Here is a 25,650-nt window from a genome sequence, read left to right as displayed (position 1 = left end):
CCACCGTCGACGGCGGCGGCCAGCGGTCTGTTTGCGGGCCATCATATAAGCACCGGTCGGACGGACGGCAGGGCCTACAAACAGCGGGCACGCGGCCCGTTCCCACCGATCAGGTTCTGTCCCGTCTAGCAACTTTTAACCGGCCGAACCGGGTATAGGCAGACAAGATGGCGAGCAACAAGATTCTCGGAATCGACCTCGGGACCACGAACAGCGCGTTCGCGGTCATGGAGGGCGGCGACCCCGAGATCATCGTGAACTCGGAGGGCGAGCGGACGACACCGTCCGTCGTTGCCTTCGACGACGGCGAACGGCTGGTGGGCAAGCCCGCGAAGAACCAGGCAGTCAAGAACCCCGAACAGACGATCCAGTCGATCAAGCGCCACATGGGGGAGGACGACTACACCGTCGAGCTGGAGGGCGAGGACTACACGCCCGAGCAGGTCTCGGCGATGATCCTCCAGAAGATCAAGCGCGACGCCGAGGAGTACCTCGGCGACGAGGTCGAGAAGGCGGTCATCACGGTCCCCGCGTACTTCAACGACCGACAGCGCCAGGCGACCAAGGACGCCGGCGAGGTGGCCGGCTTCGAGGTCGAGCGCATCGTCAACGAGCCGACGGCCGCGGCGATGGCCTACGGGCTCGACGACGAGTCCGACCAGACCGTCCTCGTCTACGACCTCGGTGGGGGTACCTTCGACGTCTCTATCCTCGACCTCGGCGGCGGCGTCTACGAGGTCGTCGCCACCAACGGCGACAACGACCTCGGCGGCGACGACTGGGACCAGGCGATCATCGACTACCTGGCCGACGAGTTCGAGGACGAGCACGGCATCGACCTCCGCGACGACCGACAGGCCCTCCAGCGCCTGAAGGACGCGGCGGAGGAGGCCAAGATCGAACTCTCCAGCCGGAAGGAGACCCGGATCAACCTGCCGTTCATCGCGACGACCGACGACGGGCCCCTCGATCTCGAGGAGAAGCTCACCCGCGCGAAGTTCGAGTCACTCACCTCGGACCTCATCGAGCGCACCGTCGGCCCGACGGAGCAGGCCCTCGACGACGCCGGCTACGACGAAGGAGACATCGACGAGGTCATCCTCGTCGGCGGGTCCACCCGGATGCCGCAGGTCCAGGAGCAGGTCGAGGAGATGACCGGCCAGGAGCCCAAGAAGAACGTCAACCCCGACGAGGCCGTCGCGCTCGGCGCGGCCATCCAGGGCGGCGTCCTCTCGGGGGACGTCGACGACATCGTCCTGCTGGACGTCACGCCGCTCTCGCTCGGCGTCGAGGTCAAGGGCGGGCTCTTCGAGCGCCTCATCGAGAAGAACACTACCATCCCGACCGAGGAGTCGAAGATATTCACGACCGCCGCGGACAACCAGACGCAGGTCCAGATCCGCGTCTTCCAAGGCGAGCGTGAGATCGCCGAGGAGAACGAACTGCTCGGCGAGTTCGCGCTGAGCGGCATCCCGCCGGCCCCCGCCGGCACCCCGCAGATCGAGGTCACCTTCTCGATCGACGAGAACGGCATCGTCAACGTCTCCGCGGAGGACCAGGGCTCCGGTAACTCCGAGGAGATCACCATCGAGGGCGGCGCCGGCCTCTCCGACGAGCAGATCGAGCAGATGCAGGAGGAGGCCGAGCAGCACGCCGAAGAGGACCAGCAGCGCCGCGAGCGGATCGAGGCCCGCAACGAAGCCGAGTCCGCCGTCCAGCGCGCCGAGACCCTCATCGAGGAGAACGAGGACGAGGTCGACGACGACCTCATCGCCGACATCGAGGACGCCATCGACGAGGTCGAGGAGACCCTCCAGGACGAGGACGCCACCAAGGAGGACTACGAGGAGGTCACCGAGAACCTCAGCGAGCAGCTTCAGGAGATCGGCAAGCAGATGTACCAGGAGCAGGCCGCCGAGGGCGCCGCGGGCGCCGGTGCCGGTGCGGCTGGCGCAGGTCCCGGCGGCATGGGCGGCGCCGCGGGCGGTCCCGGCGGCGCTGCCGGCGCCGGTGCGGCCGGCCAGGGCGAGGAGTACGTGGACGCCGACTTCGAGGACGTCGACGACGAGGACGAGGACTGAAAGGACGAGTCTTCGTCGTCGGCTCGATTGACGAGCGTAGCGAGTCTATCGGTGTCCTGCCGAGCGAAGCGAGGCAGGGCCCGAGAGAGCAGAGCTCTCTCGGCGTCTCAGAAAGCGAGCGTCAGCGAGCTTTCTGAAGTGGACGAAGACGACGAGTAACGCGAGGAGTCGTCTTCGTCGGCTCGGAAGACGCGCGTAGCGGAGTTCTCGTGAGCGAAGCGAACGAGGGCACGGAAGAGTTTGCTCTTCCGGAGCGAGCACGTCTTCCGGTGTCCTGAGAAGCGAACGGAGTGAGCTTCTCAAGCTGGACGAGGACGATCGAAGCGAGCTTTTCGAGTTTGGCGAAGACGAGGGCTGAAAGGACGGGTCTTCGTCGTCGACTCGATAGGGCCGCTACCGATCGGACACAGGCGTTTCAGAACCGAACGAGAGGTCCAGAGGTCCGTCAGAGGGTCGTTCTGGCAGCGTCACGAGCGAGAAGGGTTGCGAGCGTTCGAATCGGACAGCGGCGCGCAGCGCGCGTCTAAGTGCGCGTCCGACCGAGCACGGGGGCGTTTCTGCGCGGTCTCGGGACGTAGTCGGTTCGAACGTGTCGGGTCACTGAACCAGAAGTATGGACGACAGGCATTCAACCGGTTAGCATACGTCCACAGGACGTCTCCAGGCCGAAATAATGCCTATCGGTCCACGACGGTATGGATGTCTGTGACCGAGGACAGGAGCAGACCGCTCGTCGAGGGGACGGAGGCGCTCGCGTCCGAGGAGTGCGCCGTCCACGAGGAACTGGCGGAGCGGGTGGACCTGGCGCCGCTGGTCGGCGTCCTCCTCGACGCCGTTTCGGAGTGTCTGCTGGTGATCGACGATCAGGGACGGATCGCCTTCGCGAACCCCGCCGTGGACCGGGTGTTCCGCTACGAGCCGGACGAGCTGATCGGCGAGCGACTCGCGGAGCTGATCCCCCAGCGGCTCCGGGCGGATTTCCTCGACGGGTTCCAGCGGTACCTCAGGACCGGCGAGCAGACGTTCGAGTGGACGGAGGTGGAGTTCCCCGGGCTGGCGCGGAACGGGATCGAGGTCCCGCTGTCCGTCTCCGTCCGCGAGTTCGCGGTCGACGACCGGCAGTACTTCGTCGGCGTCATGCGGGACGTCACCGACCGCGTGGAGCGGGAGAACGAACTCAGCACGGAGCGGGCGTTCGTCGACAGCGTCTTCGACGCCCTCCCGGACGTGGTGTACGCGTTCGACCGCGAGGGGCAGTTCCTGCGCTGGAACGACCGCCTGACGGCGGTCACGGGGTACTCCGACGCGGAGGTGGCGTCGATGCACTCACTCGACTTCGTCGCGGCGGACGACCGCGACGAGGTCGTCTCGTCGCTGATCGAGGTCTTCGAGACGGGGGGTATCGCGACGGCGGAAGGCGATCTGGTGACGAAGGGCGGCGAGCGGATCCCCTTCGAGTTCACCGGAGCGCCGCTGACGGACGACGACGGCGAGGTGGTGGGGCTGACGGGCGTCAGCCGGGACGTCACCGAACGGCGCCGGCGGGAGCGACGCCTGGAGCGGCTGAACGCGCTCAACGCCGTCATCCGGTCGGTCGACGAGGCGCTGATCGAGGCGACGACCCGCTCGGAGATGGAACAGGCGATCTGCGAGCGACTCGCGGCCGCCGACACCTACGTCGGGGCGGCCGTCGGCGGGTTCGACACCGACCGGGAGGCCCTCGAGGTGTGGGCCGCCGACGGCGTCGACGTCGAGGGGTTCCGGACGCTGTTGCCCGGGGGAGATCGACCGCTCGCGGACTCCCCAGCGGCGCGAGCGCTCGACGAGCGCGCCGTTCAGGTGATCGACCCGACGGAGTCGGGAGAGCCCGCCTGGCACCGCGACGCCGACCGGCAGGGGTACGATCGGCTCGTGGCGGTCCCCGTGGTCACGGACGAACGCACCTTCGGCGTGCTGGGCGTCTACGCGCGGCGGGGAGAGGGCGTCCCGGAGCGCGAGCGGGAGATCCTCGAGGAGATGGGGCGGGTGGTCGGCGACGCGCTCCAGAACGCCGTCACGCGCGAGCTGCTGCACGCCGACGCGGTGACCGAGCTCGAGCTGGGGACGACCGACAGCGGCCTGACGTTCGTCTCCCTCTCCGGGCGGGCCGACTGCCGGATCGAACTCGACCGCGTGCTGACCTTCGGAGACGACTTCGTGTTCTACGTGACCGTCACGGGCGCTCCGGTCGAGCGGTTCCGGGAAGCGGCCGGGACGGAGCCGGGCGTCGAATCCGTCGAGCACCTCGGGACGAACGCCGACCGGCACCGCTTCAAGCTCAACGTCGGGTCGGGGACGATGACGAGCGCCCTGGCGGAGTACGGCGCGCGAACCACCGCGGCGACGGCGGACGAGGGCGACGGCAGGCTGGTCGCCCACCTCTCCCCGGACGTCGACGTTCGAGAACTGGTCGACGCGCTCACGGAGACGTACCCGGAGACGGAGCTGAAGGCCCGCCGGGAGACCTCGCGGACGCTGCGGACGCCGATGGCGGTCCGGCAGGAGCTGTCCGCGGACCTGACGGAGAAACAGCGGGCCGCGCTGCAGGCGGCGTACTTCTCGGGGTACTTCGAGTGGCCGTCGCGGTCGAACACGGCCGCGGAGATCGCCGACGTGCTCGACATCGCCCCGCAGACGTTCCACCAGCACCTCCGCATCGCCGAGCAGAAGGTGTTCCGGACGCTGTTCGGCGACGGACCCTCGAACGAGGCCGCCTGATCCGCCTCGTGCGATTCCTGGGAGTCGCGCCGCGAGGCGGGCCGTCCGGCGGATGCGAGCGGCCGCTGGGACCGTACCTGATTACTCAGGCACGCACCTCAATGTACTACATCCGTTCGGTGGAGACATGGCACTCGAGATCGAGGAGCCCGCGCAGGTCGATCCCGAACTCATGCAGGTCCTGGCGCCGCCGCGGCGCCGCCGCGTCGTGAGTGTCCTCGAAGACATCGACGCGCTGTCGACGGAATCGCTCGCCGCGTCCGTCCTGGCCGACGAGGCGACGGCGGCCGCGACGGTCGTGACGGACGACCGCCGCCGCGAGATGCACTCGTCGCTCGTCCACGTCGACCTCCCCGCGCTGGAGGACGCCGGCGTGCTCGAGTACGACCGCACGTCGAACTGGGTGGCCGCGCGGTCCGCGCGGCCGGCCCGGATCGCGCAGCGGATCGCGTCGGCGGCCGACGGCGACGACCGCGCGACGCTGGAAGCGCTGGCCAACGAGCGCCGCCAGGCCCTGCTCACCTGCGTCGCCGGCAAGGGGCCCTGCGAACTCGAGCGGGTGGCCCGTCTGGTCGCCGCCCGTGAGCGCGACTGCCGGCCCGCGGCGGTCCCCGCCGACGTCGCGGACGACGTGGCCACGTCGCTCCACCACGTACACCTGCCGAAGCTGGGAGCCGCGGACCTCCTCCACTACGACCCCGAGGAGAACGTCGTCGTCGCGGTCGACGACCTCCCGTCGGTCGTCACGGATCTCCTGTCGCCGACCGGCACCGAGTCCGCCTGAGACGCTGCCCCATCGTCTGCCCCGGCCCGGCCGTAGCGATCGGCCGTACCGGTAGTGAACGACGGCTGTCCGTGTGAACGACCACCGCGACGCGGAGAGGTTCGATCACGAGTGCTCGGTCGACGGCCGTGCGAGCGTCGCGAGAGTGAATCGGGTGCCGTCCCGCTGTCGCCGGCCACCTACCGACAATCTATTGGCCAGATTACCATTGTTGCATTCGTCCACAAGAGCCATTGCGGGGTATTCCCTTTCTTCGATCATGAATGAACTGCCGGCGCTGGGCATCGGCACGTGGCAGAACACTGACCCCGAGGAGTGCGCGTCCGCCGTCGCGACCGCGCTCGACGTTGGCTACCGACACGTCGACACGGCCGAGATCTACGGCAACGAGGAGCACGTGGGCGAGGGGCTCGCGCGGGCCGACGTGGATCGCGAGGACGTCTTCCTCGCGACGAAGGTCCACTCGGACTCGACCGGGCTGACCTACGACGACGTGATCGAGACGGCGCACGGCAGCCTGGAGCGACTGGGCGTCGACTATCTGGACCTGCTGTACGTCCACTGGCCGACGGGCAACTACGCGCCCGGGGAGACGCTGCCGGCCTACGACGATCTGGTCGAGGAGGGCGTCACGCGCCACGTGGGCGTCTCCAACTTCGAGCCGTGGCAGGTCGAGGAGGCCATGGAGGCCCTCGAGGAGCCGCTGTTCGCCAACCAGGTCGAGATGCACCCCCTCCTGCAGCAGGAGGAACTCGTCGCGCACGCACAGGAACACGACTACTACGTCGTGGCCTACTCGCCGCTGGCCCGGGGCGACGTCTTCGACGTCCCCGAGGTGAGCGAGGTCGCCGAAAAGCACGGCGTCAGCGAGGCCCAGGTCAGCCTCGCGTGGCTGACCCGGAAGGACAACGTAGTCGCCATTCCGAAGGCGACCAGCCGCGAGCACATCGAGGACAACTGGGCGAGCCTGGACCTCGAGCTCGACGACGCGGACGTCGCGAAGATCGACGGCATCGAGCGCGAGGACCGGCACCTCGACCCCGACAAGGGGCCCTGGAACGAGTAGTCGCGCTGCGTTTCTCGCCCGCTATTCGTCCCCGTGTATCTGCTCGCCCCGGAACAGCCGGCGGGCGATAGTGAACGTCTGCTCGCGTTCCCTCCGGGTCGGGAAGTGCGCGGCGAGGTACCGGGCGGTTGCGATCAGCTGGAGCCGTCGACCGCGCTCGTCGTCGGCCGCGTCGAGCCGCTGGACGGCGGCCTCCAGGCTCTGTAGCTCGTGGAAGCCGGCGTCCTCCCGGAGCAGGCCGCGGGCGAGCGCCCGGACGAGCGCGTCGGGGTCGCCGCCGGCGTCGAAGTGGGCCGCGGCGAGGCGTCCGGCCTCGTTCACCTGGCCGTGCTCGTCGAAGGCGTCCAGCAGCGCATCGCGGATTTCGTCGGGCTCGCGGTCGGCGTCGCCCGTCGACCCCGGGTCCGGAACCGGCGCCGCGGGCTGGTTCAGGAAGCGGTCGAGGTAGACGGACGTCGCGCCGTCGAAGGCGGGGCGGTAGGCCTCGACGCAGTCGGTCCGACGGGCCATCGCGTGGGCGGCCGTCGCGTAGGAGAAGGTGTGGTGGACCGTGTCCCAGTCGGAGAACTCGTTGCTCGTGGCGAACTGCGCGACCCGCCGCGTCGCGGCGCGTGCGACGGCGTCGGTCAGTTGCTCGGCGGACGCGCCCCCGCGGACGGCGTCCCGGAGGGCGTCGACGATGGCCTCGGGGTCGTCGTCGAGGAGGCGGTCCACGAAGTCGTCGGGCCGGGTCCACTCGCGCCCCTCGCCGGCGGCGACGAGGTCGGGGAGGGCCTCGTGGGCGTCCAGACACAGTTCGGCCGCGTCGACTGGCTGGCGCCACGCCGAGGTCTCCTCGGCCCTCGCAGCGTCGGTGATCTGCGGGACGACGGCGGCGAGCGCGTCGGCGGCGTCCGCCCAGTCGAGGTGGTCCAGCGTCTGGCAGGCCTTGTTCGCGAAATCGAGGGTGTGGCTCGCGTTCATGTACAGGTGGTCCGTCGCGCCGGCGAGGACGATCTCCGCCACCTCGTCGGGCGGGAGGACGGCCGCGGCGGTCCGGATGCAGCGCTCTGCGCCGTCCTCGTCGCGGACCTCGCAGGTCTCGCGGAACCACGACTTCAGCCGCTCCTTCGAGAGGTCGGCGTTGCCGAGTTCGTGCTGGGGATGGCGGGGCGGCTGGCCGGCGCAGTCGTCGGCCACCTCGCCGATGCCGACGGACAGCGCGCGCAGCTTCTCGTCGTGGTCGACGCGGTCGTAGAGGTTCGCCATCGCACCGAGCGTGGTGAGTCCGCGTCCCCAGCCGTCCTCGCGGTACTTCGTGCCGAAGTTCACCGCCGTCTCCAGCGGGGTGTGGAACCCCTCACCAAAATCGTCCAGGTGAATCACCGACTTCGCCACGACCAGCGAGAGGTTCTCCTGCATGCCGTCGACGAGTCGGTTGCGCCAGTACGTCTCCGGGGGGACGTCCCGCTCGGGGTCCGGGTCGACGTAGACGTCGCCGTCGCGGACATCGGTGGGGAACGTCTGGACGTCGTCGGCCCACACGTCGAAGGTGTCCCCGCAGGCCAGTTCGAAGCGGGCGTGGTGCCAGTGACAGGTCAGCAGGCCGTCCTCGACGGTCCCCTCCGAGAGGGGAAAGCCCATGTGCGGACAGCGGTTGTCGACGGCGTACACCTCGCCCTCGTGGTGGAACAGCGCGACGGTGTGCCCGCCGACGGAGACGACCTCGCGGCCGCTCTCCGCCAGGTCGTCGAGGGCCGTCGCGCGCTCGTACTCCTCTGTCGTTGCCATGTGCTATCGGACGGCACAGGCAGTGGTAAAGATTCGCTGAACGGCCGTTTTGTAAGACTGAATATGGTTTCGGATCACACCAGGCCGAGGACGAGCCCGACCACGTAGACCGCCGTTGCCGCGGCCGCGATGGTCACGAGCCAGGCGGCGATGCGCTCGACACCGAGGGCCGCACGGAGGTTCATCAGCCGGACGTTCGAACGGCTGTCACATAAAGCGTCGGCACTGACCGGACGCGGACCCGCAGCGGTCGCCCCGCCACGAGCGAGAGGTCCGCGACCCGGGCTTTTCAAGTGGATCAACCGTCTACGGACTGGCAACGAATGAGCGAGGACTTCTACGACGTACTCGGGGTTTCCCGGGACGCCAGCGAGGACGAGATCAAGGAGGCGTACCGGACGAAGGCCCGCGAGTACCACCCCGACGTCTCCGACGACCCGGACGCCGAGGAGAAGTTCAAGAAGGTCAAGAAGGCCAAGGAGGTGCTGACCGACGACGAGAAGCGCCAGATGTACGACCAGATGGGCCACGAGCGCTTCCAGCAGGCCGAGAAGCACGGCGGCGTCGGCGGCAACGGCCAGCGCGGCGGCCGGGCCGGCGGGGGCGACCCCTTCGGCGGCGGCCAGGGGCCGTTCGGCGACATGGGCGACATCTTCGACCAGTTCTTCGGCGGTGGGGGCCGAAGCCGCAGCCGGGGCGGCCAGGACCTGCGGACCTCGCTCACCATCGACCTGCAGGAGGCCTACGAGGGCGTCGAGAAGGAACTGAGCGTCCGCCGCCCGGAGACCTGTCCCGACTGCGACGGCCGCGGCCACCCGGCCGACAGCGACTCACGCACCTGTCCCCAGTGTAACGGCCAGGGCCAGCAGACCACCGTCCAGCAGACGCCGATGGGGCGCGTCCAGCAGACCCAGACCTGCCGCCGCTGCGAGGGCGAGGGCACGCTCTACGACGAGACCTGCGGCACCTGCGGCGGCGACGGCGTCGTCCGCAACGAGGCGACGCTCCAGGTCGAGGTCCCCGCCGGCATCCAGGACGGCCAGACCATCCGGATGAACGGCGAGGGCGCCCCCGGCGAGCCCGGCGCGCCCAGCGGCGACCTTCTCGTGGAGGTCAGCGTCGCCGACCACCCCGACTTCGAGCGCGACGGCGACGACCTCAAGCACCGCCTGGCCGTCTCCTTCCCGCAGGTCGTCTTCGGCGACACCGTCGAGGTCCCCACGCTGGACGGCGCCGTCGAGTTCGAGATCCCCCAGGGCACCCAGAGCGGTGAGGTGTTCCGCCTGGAGGGCAAGGGCATGCCCCGCCTCCGCCGGCGCGGCCACGGCGACCTCTACGTCGAGGTGCAGGTCGTCACCCCCGATAGCCTCAACGAGGAACAGAAGGAGGCCCTGGAGGCGTTCGCAGAGGCCGGCGGCCAGGAGATCGACGTCGACGAGGGCTTCTTCGAGAAGATCAAGAACTCCCTGTAGTCGAACTCGACTGTTCCCCACCGGTGATTGACGACCCGTTAGAGACGAGTAACGAAAGATATTCTTCGACGTACATGCATACATGTACGTATGGGGACGACCACGATTTCGCTCAGAGACGAGGCGTACGATCGCCTCAAAGAGGCAAAGCGTGAAGACGAGAGCTTCAGCGACGTCGTGCTACGGTTGACGGCGTCGCCGACGACCGAAGAACAGATCGAGGAACTGGCGGGTGGACTCGGCAGCGAGTGCGCGAACGATATCGAGGAGTCCTCGAGCGAAGTCCGTGAGTCTCTGGTGATGAGATCCGGAGAGGAATGAGGCTGTTAGATACGAGTGTCCTGGCGAGGTGGGGGGATCCGGATCGGAAGGGCGAGGTCGTCCCGTATCTACAGGACCACGCCGACGAGCGTTTCGTCACCTCGTCGCTGATAATCTTCGAGTTCTTCAGGCCGGTGAAGCGCCGCGACAACCGCCGGCAGGTCCAGTCATGGCTCGGTCGAGTTCTCGACGACGTCGAACCGTTCACCGAGAGTGCAAGCATGACTGCGGCCGGCGTGGAGTCCAGACTGCGGGAACAGGACGCCGCCCTCGAGATGCGCGATCTCCTGATAGCTGCTCACGCACGGGAACTCGGCGCAACGTTCGTCACGTGCGACAGCGGTGACTTCGGGAGTCGCCGGATCCAACAGCTTCTCGACGTCGATGTCGTCGCGTAGTCGTCACGTTCCGCCGATGGACTGAGACCCGCCGCCTTTTCCCCCACCGCTCCCAAGCCCCGCGCATGCAGGTACTCGGGGACCTCGTGGCAGAGGCGCGAGAGCGCGAGGGCGCACTCTTCCGGGCGGCCGAGCGCTCGGCGCCGTACAGCTACGCCGACTTCGCGACGAACGTCTGGAAGACGGGAAACCTCTTGCGGCACTACGGCGTCCGCGAGGGCGCCCGCGTCGCCGTCGTCGCGGGACCGAAGGATCCCGACGACGGCGACGAACCGGGGTGGCTCGGACCGGAGCCGACGCCGTTGCAGGTCTTCCTCGGCGCGGCGCTGGACGGGGCCGTCGTCGACCTGGATCCGCCCGGCGCCGTCGACGCGACGGCCTTCGTCGCGCCCGCCGCGTGGCTGGACCGCTACGAGCGCGGCCCAGGCACCAAGACGCTGGCCTACGGCGGCCCGACGGAGGACCCGACGGTCGCCCAGCTGGAGCGGGAGGCCTGGAGCGAGAACCCGCTGCAGCCTCCGGGTGAGGTCGCCCCTGACGACCACGCGCTGGCCGCGGACGAACTGTACAGTCACGGGGAACTGCTCGCGGCGAGCCGACGGGTCGCGGCCGACCACGACATCGACGAGGACGACGCGGTGGCGATCCGCGCGCCCGTCACCGGAGCGGGCGCGGTCGTCGCAGGCCTGCTCGCGCCGATGCGGGCCGGCGCGACGGTCGTTCTGGGCGACGAAGCGGAGGGGACGGTCGCCGTCGCCGCCGGCGACGCGCCCGAGGGGAGAACGATCGCTCCCGAGTCGGTCCTCTGAGTCGACTGCGACGCCGTTCTACCGCGAGGACGCGCGGTACTCGCCGTGCTTGACGCCGATGAGTAGGGTCACCAGACCGAACACGAGCAGCCCGCCGAGCACCATCGCCACCGTGCTCGTCTGCATCGGACTCATGAACGTCCCGACCCCGAGCACCGCGAACAGCACGAGAAACGCCACTGCGGTCACCGTCTGGTCGAACTCCATGTGGGGAGGCTCGGAGCGATCCGGGAAAAAGTTGCCGAGATACCAGTAACCGGACGGAGAGGCGCTACTCGGTCGGACGCACGAGGTCGGCCAGCGTCACCAGCAGGCCCAGCACCCAGCCCAGCGGGACGGAGATGCCGAGCCACATGAGGGCGTAGGCGCCGCCCTCCCGCTCGAAGTTCTCGACGAGGGGCTCGGCGAGGCCGACCAGGTCGAGCACGTCCCAGAGGAGCCAGCGTGCGAGCCGGTCGCTGCTGGGGAGGACGACGCTGGCGACGTCCTGAGAGAACAGGGCGGCCACGACCGGCGGCAGGAAGATGGCCGTCATCCCGAAGGGGTACGCGAGCGCCACGGTCGTCCCGCGGCCGCCGACGCGCCGGGTGAACACGGCCAGCGCGGCGGAGACGGTCGCGACGACGCTGGCGGCGATCACGGCGACGAGCCCGCCGGGATCGAGGTCCAGCTGGAACCGGGCCAGCGCGATCAGCGCGCCCCAGACGAGCACGGAGAGGGCGATCACGCCGACGACGCCCAGACGGGTAGCGGTGCTGTCGATCCTGCGAGTCTGGAACCGAAGGAAGGCGCCCAGGAGGACGAGCGGGTAGACCAGCGCGATGACGGGCATCCCCACGGCCGACCAGAGGCGATAGAGGACCAGCTGCAACTGGCTGTCTGGCGTCCACTTCCCCAACACGGTGTCGTCGGCCCCGCGCTGACGGGGATAGACAACTTCCATCCAGGTCTCGTGCAGCCGCTTCAGGTCGATCCTGATGCCGCCGACGATCCCTCGCTCGCTCCCGACTGCCATGTCGACCCGTTTCTCGGCGTGCCGTTTTGTTCCTTTCGGCTGTCGTAACGTCGACCCGATGACGTATTGCGGTTCTAGCGCGAAGAACGGGGTCGCGCTGCGGCCGGTCGTCGCAGAGACGGGGTCCGTGCTCGGTTCCGAGTCGACCATCGCGGCGGCAGAGTCTCCCCTCACTTCCGGGAGACGCTCCGCGCCACCCGGCCGTCGCAGAGACTTCGCCTCTGCTCACTCCCAGTCCGGAGCGAAGCCTGGATCGACGCGCCGGTCGCGCTCGTCGACGGCGTCGATGCGCTCGATCTCCTCGTCGTCGAGGTCCAGCGAGAGGCTCCCCCAGTTGTCGATGATGTGGTCCTCGCTGGTGGCCTTCGGGATGGCGGTGACGCCCTTCTCGCGCAGCCACGCGAGGCTGACCTGGGCCTCGCTGACGCCGTTGTCCGCAGCGATGGCCGAGATGACGTCGTTGTCGAACACCGCGCCGCGGGCCAGCGGCGAGTAGGCCACCAGTTCCAGGCCCGTCTCCTCGGCGTACTCCCGCAGTTCCTCCTGGGGCAGCAGCGGGTGCATCTCGACCTGGTCGGCGAAGACGGGCTCGTCGAGGACCTCGCGGGCGCGGTCGACGTGCCGGGGCTCGAAGTTGGAGACACCGATGCGCTCGATCAGGCCGCGGTCTTTCAGCTCCGCGAACGCGGGCAGGGTGTCCTCGGGGTCGTACGTCCGCGCGGGCCAGTGGACGTACAGCAGGTCGACGTAGTCGACGCCGAGCTTCTCCAGGCTCTCCTCGGTGGTCTCGATCACGTCGTCGCCCGCGAGGTTGTCGATCCACACCTTGGTCGCGAGGAAGACGTCCTCGCGGTCGACGTCGGCCTGCTCGATGCCGCGACCGACGTCTTCCTCGTTGTCGTAGGCCTGGGCCGTGTCGACGTGGCGATAGCCCGCATCGAGGGCCGTCGCGACGCTGTCGGCGCACTGGTCGGGGTCCGTGTTCTGCCACGTGCCTAGCCCCAGCATCGGCATGCCCTGTGCAGTCGGGACGCTCTCGGCAGTCGGCTGCTGATTCGGCATCACCGGAGTTCAGGGTCGACCGGGGTTAGGCATTGGGAAGCCCGGAGAACGGTGCCACTGCCGGGACGCTTTTATACTACGTCGCAAGCCGGGTCGCGCGCGGTCAGTGTAGGCGGCGGTGCGGACAAGCATCCGCGAGCGCGGAGTGCTCGCGGTTTCCTTCTCGCGAGGGAGCGGAGCGACCGAGCGAGAAGGGGTTTTGCCCCGACGTTTTTACTGCGGGGGGTGTCCTCACGAGCCTTCGGCTCGCTGCGGGCACCCCCCTTGCAAAAACGTCGGGGAGAAGCGGAGGATTCACTACGGGTGACACCCAAGCGCCGGGTATGACAGAGGGTACGGCGGACGTCTCGCGTCGCGCGTTCATGCGCACGGCCGCGGGGGCGACGGCGGCGGCGGGCGCCTCCGGCGTCGCGGCCGGCCAGGACAACGAGAGCAGCGGCGGCGGTGGCGGCGGCACGCCGGACTTCGGCGGGTTCCTGGACGGCGTCGGCAACTTCGACGGGAGCGTCGAGGACGCCACGGGATCAGACTCGGCGACCGTCGAGGTCGGGGTCCAGGCCAACGGCGGAGCCTACGGCTTCGGCCCGGTGGCCATCCACGTGGACAACGGCGCGACCGTCCAGTGGGAGTGGACCGGCGAGGGCGGCGGCCACAACGTCGTCTCCGACGGCGACGGACCGCTGGGGTCGGACACCTACAGCGAGGCCGGCGTCAACTACGAACACACCTTCGAGGAGGACGGCATCTACCCCTACATCTGCGAGCCCCACGTGGGCATGGGGATGAAAGGCGCCATCGTCGTCGGCTCCGACTACCCCACCGCCGACAGCGGTGGTGGCGGCGGTGGCGGCGGTTCCAGCGCCGGCGGCCCCACGATGCCGGACAGCGTGAAGTCGCTGGGCGTCGCGACGTCGTTCGTGATGCTCGCGACGCTGGGCATGGGGTACGTGTTCGTCAAGTACGGCGGCGACTACGACCAGCCGGAGTAGCGTCGCTCCGCCGCCGAAGCCGAGCCGTTCTCGTGACGCAATTCGTCTTCGAGAGGACCTCGCGTCGCGCCCGCGGACTGCGATTAGATGTCGTCGGGGCCGGCGTGGATGCGTAGATCGACGTCGCGACGCTCCCCCTCGAGATCGGCGACGATGCGCTCGACGATCCGTTCGGCCTCCTCGCGGATCAGCGGCCGCACCTTATCGACGACCCAGTCGAGCGACACCAGCAGCGGGAGGTCCACCGCGTCCGAGGTGGCCGAGTCCGGATCGAACTCGACGGTGAGCCACACGCGGGACGCGTGGTCGCGGTCCGGCGGGGCCTCGTCGTCGGCAGGTTCGACCCGCCAGTGGCCCTCGGCGTCGAGCTCAGAGACGATGCGCCAGTCGATGCGGGTCGGCGGGTCGACCGCGGTGACCTCGGAGACGGCGGTGTAGGTGAGCTTCCACCACGCGAAGGTCAGCGCGTAACGGGTTCCGGGCGAGCCGTCGCCGTCCTGGCGCACCTCTCGCAGATACTTGGAGTAGCGGGCGTACCCCGGGAAGTCCTCCAGAAACTCGTAGACATCCTCGGGTGGGAGATAGACGACGGTACTGACTTCGACGGAGTCCACGGGTGATCCGTCGGCGCGGTCACACAAAGAGCTACGGGAACGCGGTGCGAACGCGTCCGGCCGAAAAAACGGGTCCGGCGTGGTCGCCGTGATCACGGCCTCACTCGCTGACGTCGTCCGCCTCGCTGGCGAGTCGGAGGAGCCCCGAGATCCGCTCGTCGTCGAGGTCGACCGGTTCGACGTCGTGGTTCACGGGGTCGTACGTGATCAGCCCGGCCTCCTCGAGCTTCGGGAGGTGGACGTGGTACAGCTGCGTCGTCAGCGAGTCGGGACAGTCAGCGGCGGAGTCGACGTCCTCGATCTCGGCCAGCCGGCTGCTCAGGTCGTAGAGCGTGGCCGATTCGTTGCGCGACAGGTACGAGAGGACGAAGCGGCGCCGGGGATCCGCCAGAATCTCCAGCAGATCCTCGGTGCTCTGTTTGGACGTGTTCCCCTGCTTCATACCGACTGTGAACACCCCGTGGCCAGGGCCTCGCGAGTGCCCGCTGCGTCACGTGCGACTCGATGATCTTGTGGCGACATCATCTGAAGATGGTTCTACCGCCGTATAGCGATTTCGCCCGTCAAAATTGGAGAAGATGAGAAAACGCCCGCCGATCAGGAGTGATTATTCTGTATATGATCACACAAGGCCGGATTCAGTTCCGATAAAACTCCATTGGACGTGAAAGTTAGAATATTTAACATCAGCGATCGGCGCGCGAAGGCCATCCAGTTACGTCCCGTCAGATGCCGGTTGGCTGCTGTATAGCCACTAAAAGCAGTAATCTGGTGGCCACAGATCGGGGGACGTGGGCGGGTCCGCGAGGGGGGACGACGGGTACTGGCTCCCGGGCTTCGCTGCTCCGCGGCGACGTCCCCGAGCGCCGGGTGCGGTCCTCGGCGGGCGGAGGGGACCGGACTGGAACGTCGAACGGGGGTCGTCGTGCGATCCTCGCCGAACCGTGGGGCAGGAAGCACAGACCGCGGACGCGGATCGGCCTCCGCCGAGCGGTCTTCGCGCTGATGGCGACGCTCGTCGCGGCCCTGGCGTTCCCGACGGCCGCGGCGTTTCGGGACCAGGGCGGGGAACAGGGGCTATAAGACTCGCCCCGGCAAAGGGGGCGCACATGCTCTCGGACGTGAACGTGGCGCTCGGAGTCACCGGATCGATCGCGGCGGTCAAGACCGTCGAACTCGCCCACGAGCTGCGTCGGCGGGGCGCGTCGGTCCGGGCCGTGGTGACCGAGAGCGCCACGGGCATCGTCCACCCGTGGGCGCTTCAGTTCGCGACCGGGCACGAGCCGATCACCGAGATAACGGGCGCCGTGGAGCACGTCGACCTCTGTGGGCGCGAGGGGTGGGCCGACGTCCTCCTGATCGCGCCGGCGACGGCCAACACCGTCGGGAAGGTGGCGGCCGCGATCGACGACACGCCCGTGACGACCTGCGCGACGACGGCGCTGGGCGCGGACGTGCCGGTCGTGGTCGCGCCGGCGATGCACGAACCGATGTACGACCACCCCGGCGTGCTGGACGCCATCGACCGGGTCGAGTCGTGGGGCGTCGAGTTCGTCGACCCCCGGATTGAGGAGGGGAAAGCCAAGATAGCCACGGAGGACGCTATCGTGACAGCGACGGCCCGAGCGACGACGGAGCAGTCCCTGGCCGGCGAGTCGGTCGTCGTCACCAGCGGCGCGACGACGGAGTCGGTCGATCCGATCCGGACGCTCTCGAACCGCGCGTCGGGACGGACCGGCCGCGCAGTTGCTCGGGCCTGCCACGTCCGGGGCGCGGACGTGACGCTGGTCCACGACGGCCCGGACGTTCACTACGCCGACGTCCGGCTGGTCGAGAGCGCGGCCGAGATGACCGAGGCGACGGTCGACGCCTGCGCCGACGCCGACGCGCTCGTCTCCGCGGCGGCCATCTCGGACTACACCGTCGAGGCCCGCGACGAGAAGATCAAGTCGGGGCAGGAGTCGCTGACGCTGGAGCTGACCCCGACGCCGAAGCTCGTGGATCGGGTCCGAGACGAGTACCCCGGCCTGTCCGTGATCGGGTTCAAGGCCGAGACGGCGGCCGACGACGAGACGCTCGTCGAGCGGGCGCGCGAGACGCGCGATCGCGTGGACATGGCCTTCGTCGTGGCCAACGACGCGAGCGTGATGGGTACCGACGCGACGCGCGCCCTGCTGGTCGACGACGGGGTCGGCGAGTACGAGGGGGACAAGGCTGGCCTGGGCGAGCGCGTCGCCCAGCGGCTGGCCGATCGCCTCGCGTGACCGACAGGCGACAGCCGATCCCGAAACCGTTATCCCTGCGCCGAGGTTCGTCTCGGACAACTGTAACGCGCCTGAGACACCTGTATGGGGAACTTCATGAGTACGCACGAACGACGACTGCTGGTGCCCGTGGCCGATTCGGTGACCATGCGTGAAACGGTCGCGTACGCTGTCGAGGCGGCGACGGGCGCCCCCGACGAGAGTGATGCGGGCAGGAGCACCGTGGAGGGCGACGGGCCCGCGGTCCACCTCGTCTACGTCGCGACCGGTCGCATCCTCGACCCGGACGGCGCCGCCATCGTCGCGTCGGCGGAGGACCTCCTCGAGCGGGCCGAGGTGTGGGCGGAGGAAGACCGGGACGAGGGCGCCGACCTCGCGATCGAGACGGCCGTCGTGGGCGTCGACCGGTACCTGTTCGCCCCTGGCGACTACGCCGACGCGCTCGCCGGATACGCGGCCGACTGGGACCTGGACGGGGTGATCCTGGACCCGGAATACGATCCCGGCGGCACCGAGCCGATCATCCAGCCGCTCGAACTCGAACTGGAGCGGCGCGGCCTCGCGGTTGAGGAGGCGCCGGTCGATCGACCGGCGCGGCGGACCTCCCTGGCCCGCGCGGGCACGGCCACGAAGTACGGCACCGTCTTCGTCGCCTCGCTGGGGTTTTACCTCCTGCTGGGCGATCCGACCTACTGGTTCGACCTCGCGACCGGGGCGGTGACGGCCGCCATCGCGGCCCTGCTGCTCGGCCCGGTCGCCTTCGCGGGCCAGCCGTCCATCCCGCAGCTCGGACGGCGGCTCGCCCGGCTGGCCGTCTACGCGCCGTACCTGCTCTGGGAGATCGCGAAGGCCAACGTCCAGATCGCCTACGTCGTCCTGCACCCGTCGCTGCCGATCGATCCGGACGTAGTGGAACTGCGGCCGGCCGTGTGGGGCGACGCCGCGGTGACGACGCTGGCCAACAGCATCACGCTCACGCCGGGCACGCTGAGCGTCGACGTCTCCCAGCAGGCCTTCGTGATCCACACCCTCACGGAAGGGGCCAGAGAGGACCTGATCGACGGCGGCCTGGAGCGGGCCGTCAGGTTCGTCTTCTACGGACGCGCCGCCGCTCGGATCCCGAGCCCGCGCGAGCGCGGCGACCACGACTCGGCGACCGGCGAACCGAACGAGAGCGAGCAGGCGGAGGTGGCCGTCGATGACTAGCCACGGGACCGTCCTCCTGGGCGTGGCCGCCCTCTTCGTGGGCTTTGCCCTGGTAGCGCTGTACCGGGTGGTCGACGGTCCGACGCTGCACGACCGCGTCATTGCGGTCAACGTCGTCGGGACGAACACAGTCATCGCCATCGCGCTGGTCTCGGGGGCCCTGGACCGGCCGGTCTTCCTCGACGTGGCGCTCGTGTACGCCCTGCTGAACTTCCTGCTGTCGATCGCCATCTCGAAGTTCAGCGTCGAGCGGGGAGGTGTCCTCTGATGAACGCGCTCTCGTGGCTGGCGGTGGCGCTGGCGCTCGCGGGCGCGTTCTTCGGGCTGGTCGCCGTCGTCGGCCTCGTGCGGCTCCCGGACGTGTACACCCGCACCCACGCGGCCTCCAAGAGCGACACGCTCGGGGCCGTCCTGACGCTCGCCGCCGTCGCCGTCACCATCCAGGCCCAGCTCGCGACTATCAAGGTGGTGCTGCTGCTGCTGTTCGTGTTCCTGACCAGCCCGACGGCGGCCCACGCCATCACCCGGGCCGCCCGCGACCAGGGGATCGAACCCTGGACCGAGACGGAGGGGGGTGACCAGTCGTGAGCCCCGAACCGATCGAGCTCGTGCTGCTGTCGTTCATCCTCGCCTCGGCGCTCGGGACCGCGCTGCTGAAGGACGTGCTGGCCTCGGTCGTGACCTTCGCGACCTACAGCCTCGGCGTCTCGATCCTGTGGGTGTTCCTGCAGGCGCCGGACGTTGGCCTGACGGAGGCCGCCGTCGGTGCGGGCGTGATGACGATCCTCCTGCTGCTGGCGCTGGCCAGCACGGTCCGGCCGAACGAGGACGAGCGCTTCGAGGGGATCAGCGTCCGGACGGCCCTCGTCGTGGGCCTGTTCGTCCTCGTGATGGGGGCGACCGTGCCGGCGCTGCCGGCCATCGGCGACCCGTCGGCGCCGGTAGCCAGCGGCGAGGTGACGCAGTACTACCTCGAGAACGCCTACGAGGAGACCGAGGTACGAAACGCCGTGACCGCGGTGCTGGCGGCCTACCGCGGGCTGGACACGCTCGGCGAGGCGACGGTCGTGTTCACCGCCGGCGTCGCGACGCTGGCCGTCCTCGGGAGGGAGACGTTCGCATGAGCGATCGAGACGTCACCGCGGATCCGAACGCGGACGCGGAGGTCGAGGAGCGGCAGGCGCTGTACGTCGAGAGCACCATCATCATGACCACCGTCCGCGTGGTAGCGCCGTTCGTCCTGACGTTCGGCCTGTTCGTGATGTTCCACGGCGCGGACTCCCCGGGCGGCGGGTTCCAGGGCGGCGTCCTCGCCGGCTCGGTGATCATGATGCTGGCGTTCGCCTTCGGGATCGAGTCGACCAGGGAGTGGCTCTCCGGGCGGACCATCGCCGCGATGGCAGGCGGCGGCGTGCTCGTCTTCGCCGGGGTCGGCCTGGGCACGCTGGCGCTTGGCGGGTCCTTCCTCGAGTACCACGTCTACGAGGAGGTGCTGGGTATCTATCACGCCAGCAAGTACGGCATCGAACTGGTGGAGCTGGCCATCGGTGGCGTCGTCGCCGGCGTCATCGTCGGCCTCTTTTTCGCCATCGCGGCCGGCTTCGAGGCCGCGATCGAGGGAGGAGATCAGTCGTGATCGACACGCTAGCCACGCACTACAACTACTACGCCGTCGTCGCCTTGCTGGGTATCGGCCTGTACGTACTCGTCGAGTCGAACAACCTCGTCAAGAAGGTCATCGGGATGAACGTCTTCCAGACAGGCATCTTCATGTTCGTGATCACCACCGGCTACGTCGACGGCGGCGTGCCGCCGGTGCTCGGCGAGGGGGGCGAAGTCTACGTCAGCCCGCTGCCTCACGTCCTGATCCTCACCGCGATCGTCGTCGGCGTGGCACTGACTGCGGTCGCGCTGGCGCTGATCGTCCGGATCTACTCCGAATACGGGACGCTCGACGAGGAGGTGCTCCAGCGACTCTACCATGATTGACCACCTGCCCGTACTGCTGATCGCCGTACCGATCGTCGGCGCCACCCTGCCGCTGCTGGTCGGCCTGGCGGCCGACCGCACCGGCTGGCCGCTCGCGGCGCTGACGCTGCTCGTCCAGGCCGGCCTCGCCACGTGGCTGGGTGTCGCCGTCGCCACCGGCGGCGCTGTCAGCTACGAGGTCGGCGGGTTCGCGGCCCCCTACGGGATCGAACTCGTCGTCGACGGGCTCTCCGTGGCCGTCGTCGTCCTCGTAGCGGTCGTCGCGCTGGGCGTGCTCGCCTACGCCCGACGCGCCGGCCCGCACACGGACACCTTCTACAGTCAGTACCTGCTGCTGGTCGCCGGTCTCTCGGGCATGACGGTCACCGGCGACGTGTTCAACCTCTACGTGTTCCTGGAGATCACGGGGCTGGCCGCGTACGGGCTGGTCGCGACCGGCGACCGCCCGAGCGCCGCCGTCGCTGCGCTGAAGTACCTCCTGATCGGGACGGTGGGCGCCTCGCTGTACCTGTTCGGCGCGGCGTACCTGCTCACCGCCACCGGGACGCTGAACATGGCGCACCTGGCGGAACTGCTCGGCACGGAGGTCGCCTACGACTCGACGCTCGTGGTCACCGCATTCGGGCTGATGGTCGGCGGACTGGCCGTCAAGATCGCGCTGTACCCGGTCCACACCTGGCAGCCCGACGCCTACTCGCGGGCCCACGACACGGTGAGCGTACTCATCTCCGCGCTGGTCTCGACCGTCGCGGCCTACGCGCTGGCGCGCGTGCTGTTCTCGGTGTTCACCGTCCGCTTCTTCGAGGCGGTCCCCGCCGCCCAGACGGCGCTGACGGTCGTCGCCGCCGTCAGCATCGTCGCCGGGAGCGTCCTCGCGGTCTCCCAGTCCGAGGTCCAGCGGATGCTCGCCTACTCGTCGGTCTCGCAGTTCGGCCTCGTGGTCGGCGGGTTCGGCGTCGCCACGCCGGCGGCCGTCATCGGCGGCGTGGTCCACCTGGTCGGCCACGCGGTCATGAAGGGCGGCCTGTTCGGCGCGTCGGGGATCGTCCGCCGGGCGACCGGCGCCGCGCGGATAGAGGAGTACGACGGACTGGCCGCGCGGGCGCCCGTCGCCGCCGCCGCCGTCGCCGTCCTCGCGCTGGCGATGGTCGGCGTCCCGCCGGGCGTCGGGTTCGTCGGGAAGTGGTACATCGTGCTCGGTGCGCTGCGGGCCGAGTCGTGGGGGCTGGTCGCCGTCCTGCTCGCGAGCACGGTCCTGACGCTGGCGTACTTCGCCCGCCTGGTCGAGCGGATGTACTTCACCCCGCCGGCGGGCGCCGACGAGGCCCACGAGCCGACGGTGACCGACGGCGGCGAGGCGAGCGAAGCGAGCCGACCCTCGTCAGAGCGGGCCTCTGACGGCGGCGCGGACCCCGTCTCGCTGGGCATGGTCGCTCTCGTCGTGGCCGCGGCCGTCCTGGCCGTCGCGCTGGGGCCGGCCGTGCCCGCGTTCGAGGGCGCGATCGAAGGCGCAATCCAGAACCTGCTCAACCCATGACTGACGTCGCTTCACTGAGACCGCTGCTGGCAGTGCTCGCCTCCGCGTCGGCCATCCCGCTGATCCTCGCACTGCGGGAGCGGCCGAACCTGCGGGAGGGCGTGACCATCGCGGCCGCGCTCGCGAAGTTCGGCCTCGTCGCGAGCCTCGTCCCCGGCGTGCTCGGCGGGGACACCTATTCCTACGAGTTCGGCGAGCTCGCGACGGGCATCCGGCTCGCCTTCGAGGTCGACGCGCTCGGACTCCTGTTCGGTCTGCTGGCGAGCTTCCTGTGGATCGTCACGAGCTTCTACTCGATCGGCTACATGCGCGGGCTCGACGAGCACGCCCAGACGCGCTACTTCGCCTCGTTCGCGGGGAGCCTGGCCGCCGCCCTGGGCGTCGCGTTCGCCTCGAACCTGCTGACGGTGTTCGTCTTCTACGAGCTGTTGACCGTGGCGACCTACCCGCTGGTCACTCACGACGAGACCGACGCCGCTCGCCGGGCCGGTCGCAAGTACCTGGCCTACACCTTCGGCGGCGGCGTGTTCGTGCTCGGCGGGACCGTCATCGTGTTCGCACTGACCGGGACGACCGCGTTCCAGCCCGGCGGCATCGAGGCGCTGGCGAGCGCGAGCCCGGCGATGGCGCGGCTGGCCTTCGCGCTGCTGGCGACCGGCTTCGGCGTGAAGGCGGCGCTGATGCCGCTGCACTCCTGGCTGCCGGACGCGATGGTCGCGCCGACGCCCGTCTCCGGGCTGCTCCACGCCGTCGCCGTCGTCAAGAGCGGCGTGTTCGGCATCGCCCGCGTCGTCCTGGACGTCTACGGCACCGACCTGATGGCCGACCTGGGTGTCGGGCTGCCGCTGGCCGTCGTCGCCACGTTCACGCTGCTGACCGCCAGCGTCATCGCGCTTCGCAAGGACAACCTCAAGCGCCGACTGGCCTACTCGACGGTCAGCCAGCTCTCTTACATCGTGCTCGGGCTGGCGCTGCTGCGGGGCGAGGCGCTGATCGGCGGCCTGCTGCACATCCCCGCCCACGCGTTCATGAAGCTCACCCTGTTCTTCTGCGCCGGCGCCATCCACGTCGAGACCCACACCGACGACATCAGCGACATGGCCGGCATCGGCAAGCGGATGCCGCTGACGATGGCCGCCTTCGCCGTCGCCTCGGCGGGGATGGCCGGCATCCCGCTGCTGGCCGGTTTCGTCAGCAAGTGGTACATCCTCATCGGCGCCGTCCAGGGCGGCGGAGTCGTCTTCGCGGCCGCCCTGCTGGTCTCCGGCGTCCTCAACATCGCGTACTTCTGGCCCATCGTCTACCAGGCGTACTTCGAGAGCGCGGCGGACCACGACGCAAAGCCCCTGATCGAGGCACCCTTCGGCGGCCGCGAGATCGTTCCCGACGGCGGCGAGGACGACACCTCGGAGGACGCCGGCGTCCCGGACGAGCACGAGCCCTACCAGGTCGATCACCTCGGTGAGGGCTACGAGGACCTCGATCACGGCGGCTCGCCCGCCAGCGGCTGGGAGCGGGCCGGCTGGCGGGGCGGCGAGAGCACCTGGTTCATGCTCGGACCGATCCTGACGGCCGCGACCGGCGCCGTGATCATCGGAATCGCACCGGACGCCGCCGTCTTCCTCGACATCGTCACTGACGTCGTCGGGGCGCTCCCGGGGGTGGCACTATGAGCGCGCTGACTGCCGTTCCACCGGTCGTGGCGCTGCTGGCGGTCGCCGTCCTCGTGGCGATCCTGCCCCGCAGAGTCGGCCACGCCCTCGGGTTCCTCGCCACCGGGACGGCCGCGGCGTGGTCCGTGGTCGTCCCCCACGGCGCGCACCTCGAGACGACGTTCCTCGGGTTCAGGGCGGTCCTGCTCAACGTCGATCAGTTCTCGAGCTTGATGGGACTGATCTTCGGCCTGATCGGGGCCGCAGCCGTACTGTACTCCTACGCCAGCGACGCCGACAGCACGCAGACGGGCTTCGCCCTGTCGTACGTCGCTACGAGCTTCGGGGCCGTCTTCGCCGGCGACTGGCTGTCGCTGCTCTTCTTCTGGGAGCTGATGGCGATCACCAGCACGCTGCTGGTGTGGCACTACGGCGGCCGGGCGGTCCGGGCTGGCTTCCGCTACGCGCTGCTGCACGGCATCGGCGGGAGCCTGCTGATGGCGGCCATTGTCTGGCACTACGTGGAGGTCGGCACCTTCCTGTTCGCAGGCGTTCCCGGCGGACCGGAGGCCGCGGGGATGGTTGCCGGCGTCCCGCAGGTGCTGGCCGCGCTGGGCATCGGCATCAACGTCGGCTTCGTCGGCCTGCACACCTGGCTACCGGACACCTACCCGCGGCCGCACATCGCCGCCAGCGTCTTCCTCTGCGTCTACACCACCAAGACCGGCGTCTACGGGATGTACCGCGCGTTCCCGGACGAGCAGCTCCTCATCGCCTACATGGGCGGTACCATGGCCGTCTTCGGTGCGTTCTACGCCCTGCTCCAGAAGGACATGCGCCGGCTGCTCTCCTACCACATCCAGTCGCAGGTCGGCTACATGATCGCCGGGGTCGGCATCGGCGGGATCCTCGGGACGGCGGGCGCGTTCGCGCACGTCTTCAACCACATCCTCTACAAGGCGCTGCTGTTCATGACGGCGGGCGTCATCATCTACCGCACCGGCGAGGAGGACCTCGGGGAACTCGGTGGACTGGCGCGGAAGATGCCGATCACGGCGGTCGCGTTCACCGTGGCCGCGCTGTCCATCGCCGGCTTCCCGTACTTCAACGGGTTCGTCAGCAAGGGTATCGTCATCTCGGCGAGCCACTACGAGTTCCACGATCCGATCCACGTCGCCGGCTACGGCGGGCTGGAGGCGCTGCTCCTGCTCGGTGGCGTCGGCACGTTCATGTCGTTCATCAAGTTCGGGTACTACGCCTTCCTGCGCCAGGAGTGGACGGGCGAAGTCCGTGACGCCAACGTCGGCCAGACCGTCGCGATGCTGACCATCGCCGGCCTCTGCGTTCTCTTCGGCGTCCACGCCGGGGCCCTGTACGACCTGCTCCCGCTCGACGTCCACGCCGAGACCCTGGAGCACCCGTATCACGCGTACACCACCGGCCACATCGTCGAGGGCCTGGGGCTGGCCGCGGCGGGGCTGATTGGCTTCGCTGCCGTGAAAAAGCCGCTCTCGTCCGTCCACGGCGGCATCGACGTCGACGCCGTCTACAACCCCCTCACGTTCCACGGCACGCGCGCGCTGGTCGTCGGCGTCACGGAGACCTACGCCGCCGTCGACCGCGCGGCCGTCCGGACCGCCGGTGCCGTCGCGACCGCGGCCCGCCATCCGGAGACCGTCGTCGAGCGGGTCCGTCCCGCCGGGGACGAGCAACCGGTCGGTCGCCTCCGCGCCGGTATCGGATTCAGTATTCTGGTACTGGCCCTCTTCGTCACGGTGGCTCTCGTCTTGCTCTCGTAACCGCCCCTCGTTATCACTCGTTGTATTCGGATCCGTATTTTCTTATAGGCCAATCCGATGCAATA

At 69.2% G+C, this 25,650-nt stretch carries 26 protein-coding genes; 20 read left to right on the top strand and 6 right to left on the bottom strand.

Translation table 11 applies throughout. The features are described from left to right. Positions 1-167: 167 nt before the first annotated feature. The 4 genes from dnaK to LCY71_RS15300 all read left to right on the top strand — a co-directional run bounded on the left by dnaK (position 168) and on the right by LCY71_RS15300 (position 6,688). Entirely contained in the window at positions 168-2,081 is a 1,914-nt protein-coding gene (gene dnaK, locus LCY71_RS15315) for a molecular chaperone DnaK (RefSeq protein WP_225334011.1), read from the top strand. 705 nt (positions 2,082-2,786) lie between these two features. Next, positions 2,787-4,838 carry a PAS domain S-box protein gene (locus LCY71_RS15310; protein ID WP_225334010.1) on the top strand — a complete coding sequence of 684 codons (2,052 nt, stop codon included), beginning with the start codon at positions 2,787-2,789 and terminating at the stop codon, positions 4,836-4,838. 127 nt (positions 4,839-4,965) lie between these two features. Continuing rightward, positions 4,966-5,622 (top strand): DUF7344 domain-containing protein, encoded by a 657-nt coding sequence (locus LCY71_RS15305; RefSeq protein ID WP_225334009.1) that lies wholly within the window; start codon positions 4,966-4,968, stop codon positions 5,620-5,622. A gap of 259 nt (positions 5,623-5,881) precedes the next feature. Continuing rightward, positions 5,882-6,688 (top strand): aldo/keto reductase, encoded by an 807-nt coding sequence (locus LCY71_RS15300; RefSeq protein ID WP_225334008.1) that lies wholly within the window; start codon positions 5,882-5,884, stop codon positions 6,686-6,688. A gap of 21 nt (positions 6,689-6,709) precedes the next feature. Here LCY71_RS15300 and LCY71_RS15295 read toward each other — a convergent pair whose 3' ends face one another. After that, positions 6,710-8,458, bottom strand: a complete 1,749-nt coding sequence (locus tag LCY71_RS15295; protein WP_225334007.1) for a Rieske (2Fe-2S) protein — start codon at positions 8,456-8,458, stop codon at positions 6,710-6,712. Between the two features lie 323 nt (positions 8,459-8,781). On the opposite strand from LCY71_RS15295, the gene dnaJ reads away from it, so the two are divergent. From dnaJ to LCY71_RS15275, 4 genes are all read left to right on the top strand, one after another. After that, positions 8,782-9,930: a molecular chaperone DnaJ gene (gene dnaJ / locus LCY71_RS15290; RefSeq protein ID WP_225334006.1), complete on the top strand. Its 1,149-nt coding sequence runs from the start codon at positions 8,782-8,784 to the stop codon at positions 9,928-9,930. 90 nt (positions 9,931-10,020) lie between these two features. Next, entirely contained in the window at positions 10,021-10,251 is a 231-nt protein-coding gene (locus LCY71_RS15285) for an antitoxin VapB family protein (RefSeq protein WP_225334005.1), read from the top strand. Continuing rightward, entirely contained in the window at positions 10,248-10,649 is a 402-nt protein-coding gene (locus LCY71_RS15280) for a type II toxin-antitoxin system VapC family toxin (protein ID WP_225334004.1), read from the top strand. Before LCY71_RS15285 ends, LCY71_RS15280 begins: the two co-directional genes overlap by 4 nt. Before the next feature lie 65 nt (positions 10,650-10,714). Further along, a complete protein-coding gene (locus tag LCY71_RS15275; RefSeq protein ID WP_225334003.1) occupies positions 10,715-11,458 on the top strand; it encodes a class I adenylate-forming enzyme family protein in 744 nt (247 codons plus the stop codon). 18 nt (positions 11,459-11,476) lie between these two features. Here LCY71_RS15275 and LCY71_RS15270 read toward each other — a convergent pair whose 3' ends face one another. The 3 genes from LCY71_RS15270 to LCY71_RS15260 form a co-directional block, all read right to left on the bottom strand. After that, entirely contained in the window at positions 11,477-11,665 is a 189-nt protein-coding gene (locus LCY71_RS15270; protein WP_225334002.1) for a DUF7333 family protein, read from the bottom strand. 64 nt (positions 11,666-11,729) lie between these two features. Then, positions 11,730-12,473 (bottom strand): hypothetical protein, encoded by a 744-nt coding sequence (locus LCY71_RS15265; protein ID WP_225334001.1) that lies wholly within the window; start codon positions 12,471-12,473, stop codon positions 11,730-11,732. A 225-nt stretch (positions 12,474-12,698) separates the two neighbouring features. Continuing rightward, the gene (locus LCY71_RS15260) at positions 12,699-13,535 is read right to left on the bottom strand and encodes an aldo/keto reductase (protein ID WP_373325136.1); all 837 of its coding nucleotides are present in this window, start codon (positions 13,533-13,535) and stop codon (positions 12,699-12,701) included. A 323-nt stretch (positions 13,536-13,858) separates the two neighbouring features. On the opposite strand from LCY71_RS15260, the gene LCY71_RS15255 reads away from it, so the two are divergent. Then, positions 13,859-14,524 (top strand): halocyanin domain-containing protein, encoded by a 666-nt coding sequence (locus LCY71_RS15255; protein WP_225334000.1) that lies wholly within the window; start codon positions 13,859-13,861, stop codon positions 14,522-14,524. 83 nt (positions 14,525-14,607) lie between these two features. Here the strand turns inward: LCY71_RS15255 and LCY71_RS15250 are convergent, their stop codons facing one another. Next, a complete protein-coding gene (locus LCY71_RS15250; RefSeq protein WP_225333999.1) occupies positions 14,608-15,138 on the bottom strand; it encodes a type II toxin-antitoxin system RatA family toxin in 531 nt (176 codons plus the stop codon). 100 nt (positions 15,139-15,238) lie between these two features. Continuing rightward, positions 15,239-15,580: a winged helix-turn-helix domain-containing protein gene (locus tag LCY71_RS15245; RefSeq protein ID WP_225333998.1), complete on the bottom strand. Its 342-nt coding sequence runs from the start codon at positions 15,578-15,580 to the stop codon at positions 15,239-15,241. A gap of 329 nt (positions 15,581-15,909) precedes the next feature. Here LCY71_RS15245 and LCY71_RS15240 point away from each other — a divergent pair, with 329 nt between their 5' ends. From LCY71_RS15240 to LCY71_RS15190, 11 genes are all read left to right on the top strand, one after another. After that, positions 15,910-16,221: a hypothetical protein gene (locus LCY71_RS15240; RefSeq protein ID WP_225333997.1), complete on the top strand. Its 312-nt coding sequence runs from the start codon at positions 15,910-15,912 to the stop codon at positions 16,219-16,221. Between the two features lie 26 nt (positions 16,222-16,247). Then, on the top strand, positions 16,248-17,402 hold the full coding sequence (coaBC, locus tag LCY71_RS15235; protein WP_225333996.1) for a bifunctional phosphopantothenoylcysteine decarboxylase/phosphopantothenate--cysteine ligase CoaBC: 1,155 nt from the start codon (positions 16,248-16,250) through the stop codon (positions 17,400-17,402). Between the two features lie 96 nt (positions 17,403-17,498). After that, entirely contained in the window at positions 17,499-18,608 is a 1,110-nt protein-coding gene (locus LCY71_RS15230) for a monovalent cation/H+ antiporter subunit E (RefSeq protein WP_225333995.1), read from the top strand. Then, positions 18,601-18,876 (top strand): cation:proton antiporter, encoded by a 276-nt coding sequence (locus LCY71_RS15225; RefSeq protein WP_225333994.1) that lies wholly within the window; start codon positions 18,601-18,603, stop codon positions 18,874-18,876. Before LCY71_RS15230 ends, LCY71_RS15225 begins: the two co-directional genes overlap by 8 nt. After that, positions 18,876-19,196 (top strand): monovalent cation/H(+) antiporter subunit G, encoded by a 321-nt coding sequence (mnhG, locus tag LCY71_RS15220; RefSeq protein WP_225333993.1) that lies wholly within the window; start codon positions 18,876-18,878, stop codon positions 19,194-19,196. Before LCY71_RS15225 ends, mnhG begins: the two co-directional genes overlap by 1 nt. Continuing rightward, positions 19,193-19,732, top strand: coding sequence for a DUF4040 domain-containing protein (locus LCY71_RS15215; RefSeq protein ID WP_225333992.1), 540 nt, complete (start codon positions 19,193-19,195; stop codon positions 19,730-19,732). Before mnhG ends, LCY71_RS15215 begins: the two co-directional genes overlap by 4 nt. After that, entirely contained in the window at positions 19,729-20,244 is a 516-nt protein-coding gene (locus LCY71_RS15210) for an MnhB domain-containing protein (RefSeq protein WP_225333991.1), read from the top strand. The genes LCY71_RS15215 and LCY71_RS15210 overlap by 4 nt, the downstream gene beginning before the upstream one ends. Continuing rightward, entirely contained in the window at positions 20,241-20,597 is a 357-nt protein-coding gene (locus LCY71_RS15205) for a cation:proton antiporter subunit C (protein WP_225333990.1), read from the top strand. The genes LCY71_RS15210 and LCY71_RS15205 overlap by 4 nt, the downstream gene beginning before the upstream one ends. Beyond that, the gene (locus LCY71_RS15200) at positions 20,590-22,134 is read left to right on the top strand and encodes a monovalent cation/H+ antiporter subunit D family protein (protein WP_225333989.1); all 1,545 of its coding nucleotides are present in this window, start codon (positions 20,590-20,592) and stop codon (positions 22,132-22,134) included. The genes LCY71_RS15205 and LCY71_RS15200 overlap by 8 nt, the downstream gene beginning before the upstream one ends. Next, on the top strand, positions 22,131-23,807 hold the full coding sequence (locus LCY71_RS15195) for a cation:proton antiporter (RefSeq protein WP_225333988.1): 1,677 nt from the start codon (positions 22,131-22,133) through the stop codon (positions 23,805-23,807). The genes LCY71_RS15200 and LCY71_RS15195 overlap by 4 nt, the downstream gene beginning before the upstream one ends. Continuing rightward, on the top strand, positions 23,804-25,585 hold the full coding sequence (locus LCY71_RS15190; protein WP_225333987.1) for a Na(+)/H(+) antiporter subunit D: 1,782 nt from the start codon (positions 23,804-23,806) through the stop codon (positions 25,583-25,585). Before LCY71_RS15195 ends, LCY71_RS15190 begins: the two co-directional genes overlap by 4 nt. Positions 25,586-25,650 lie beyond the last annotated feature (65 nt).

This window comes from Halomicrobium urmianum, from assembly GCF_020217425.1.
Taxonomy (GTDB): domain Archaea; phylum Halobacteriota; class Halobacteria; order Halobacteriales; family Haloarculaceae; genus Halomicrobium; species Halomicrobium urmianum.
Note: the sequence above shows the minus strand (reverse complement) of the source record. Positions and strands in the feature narration are given on the sequence as shown.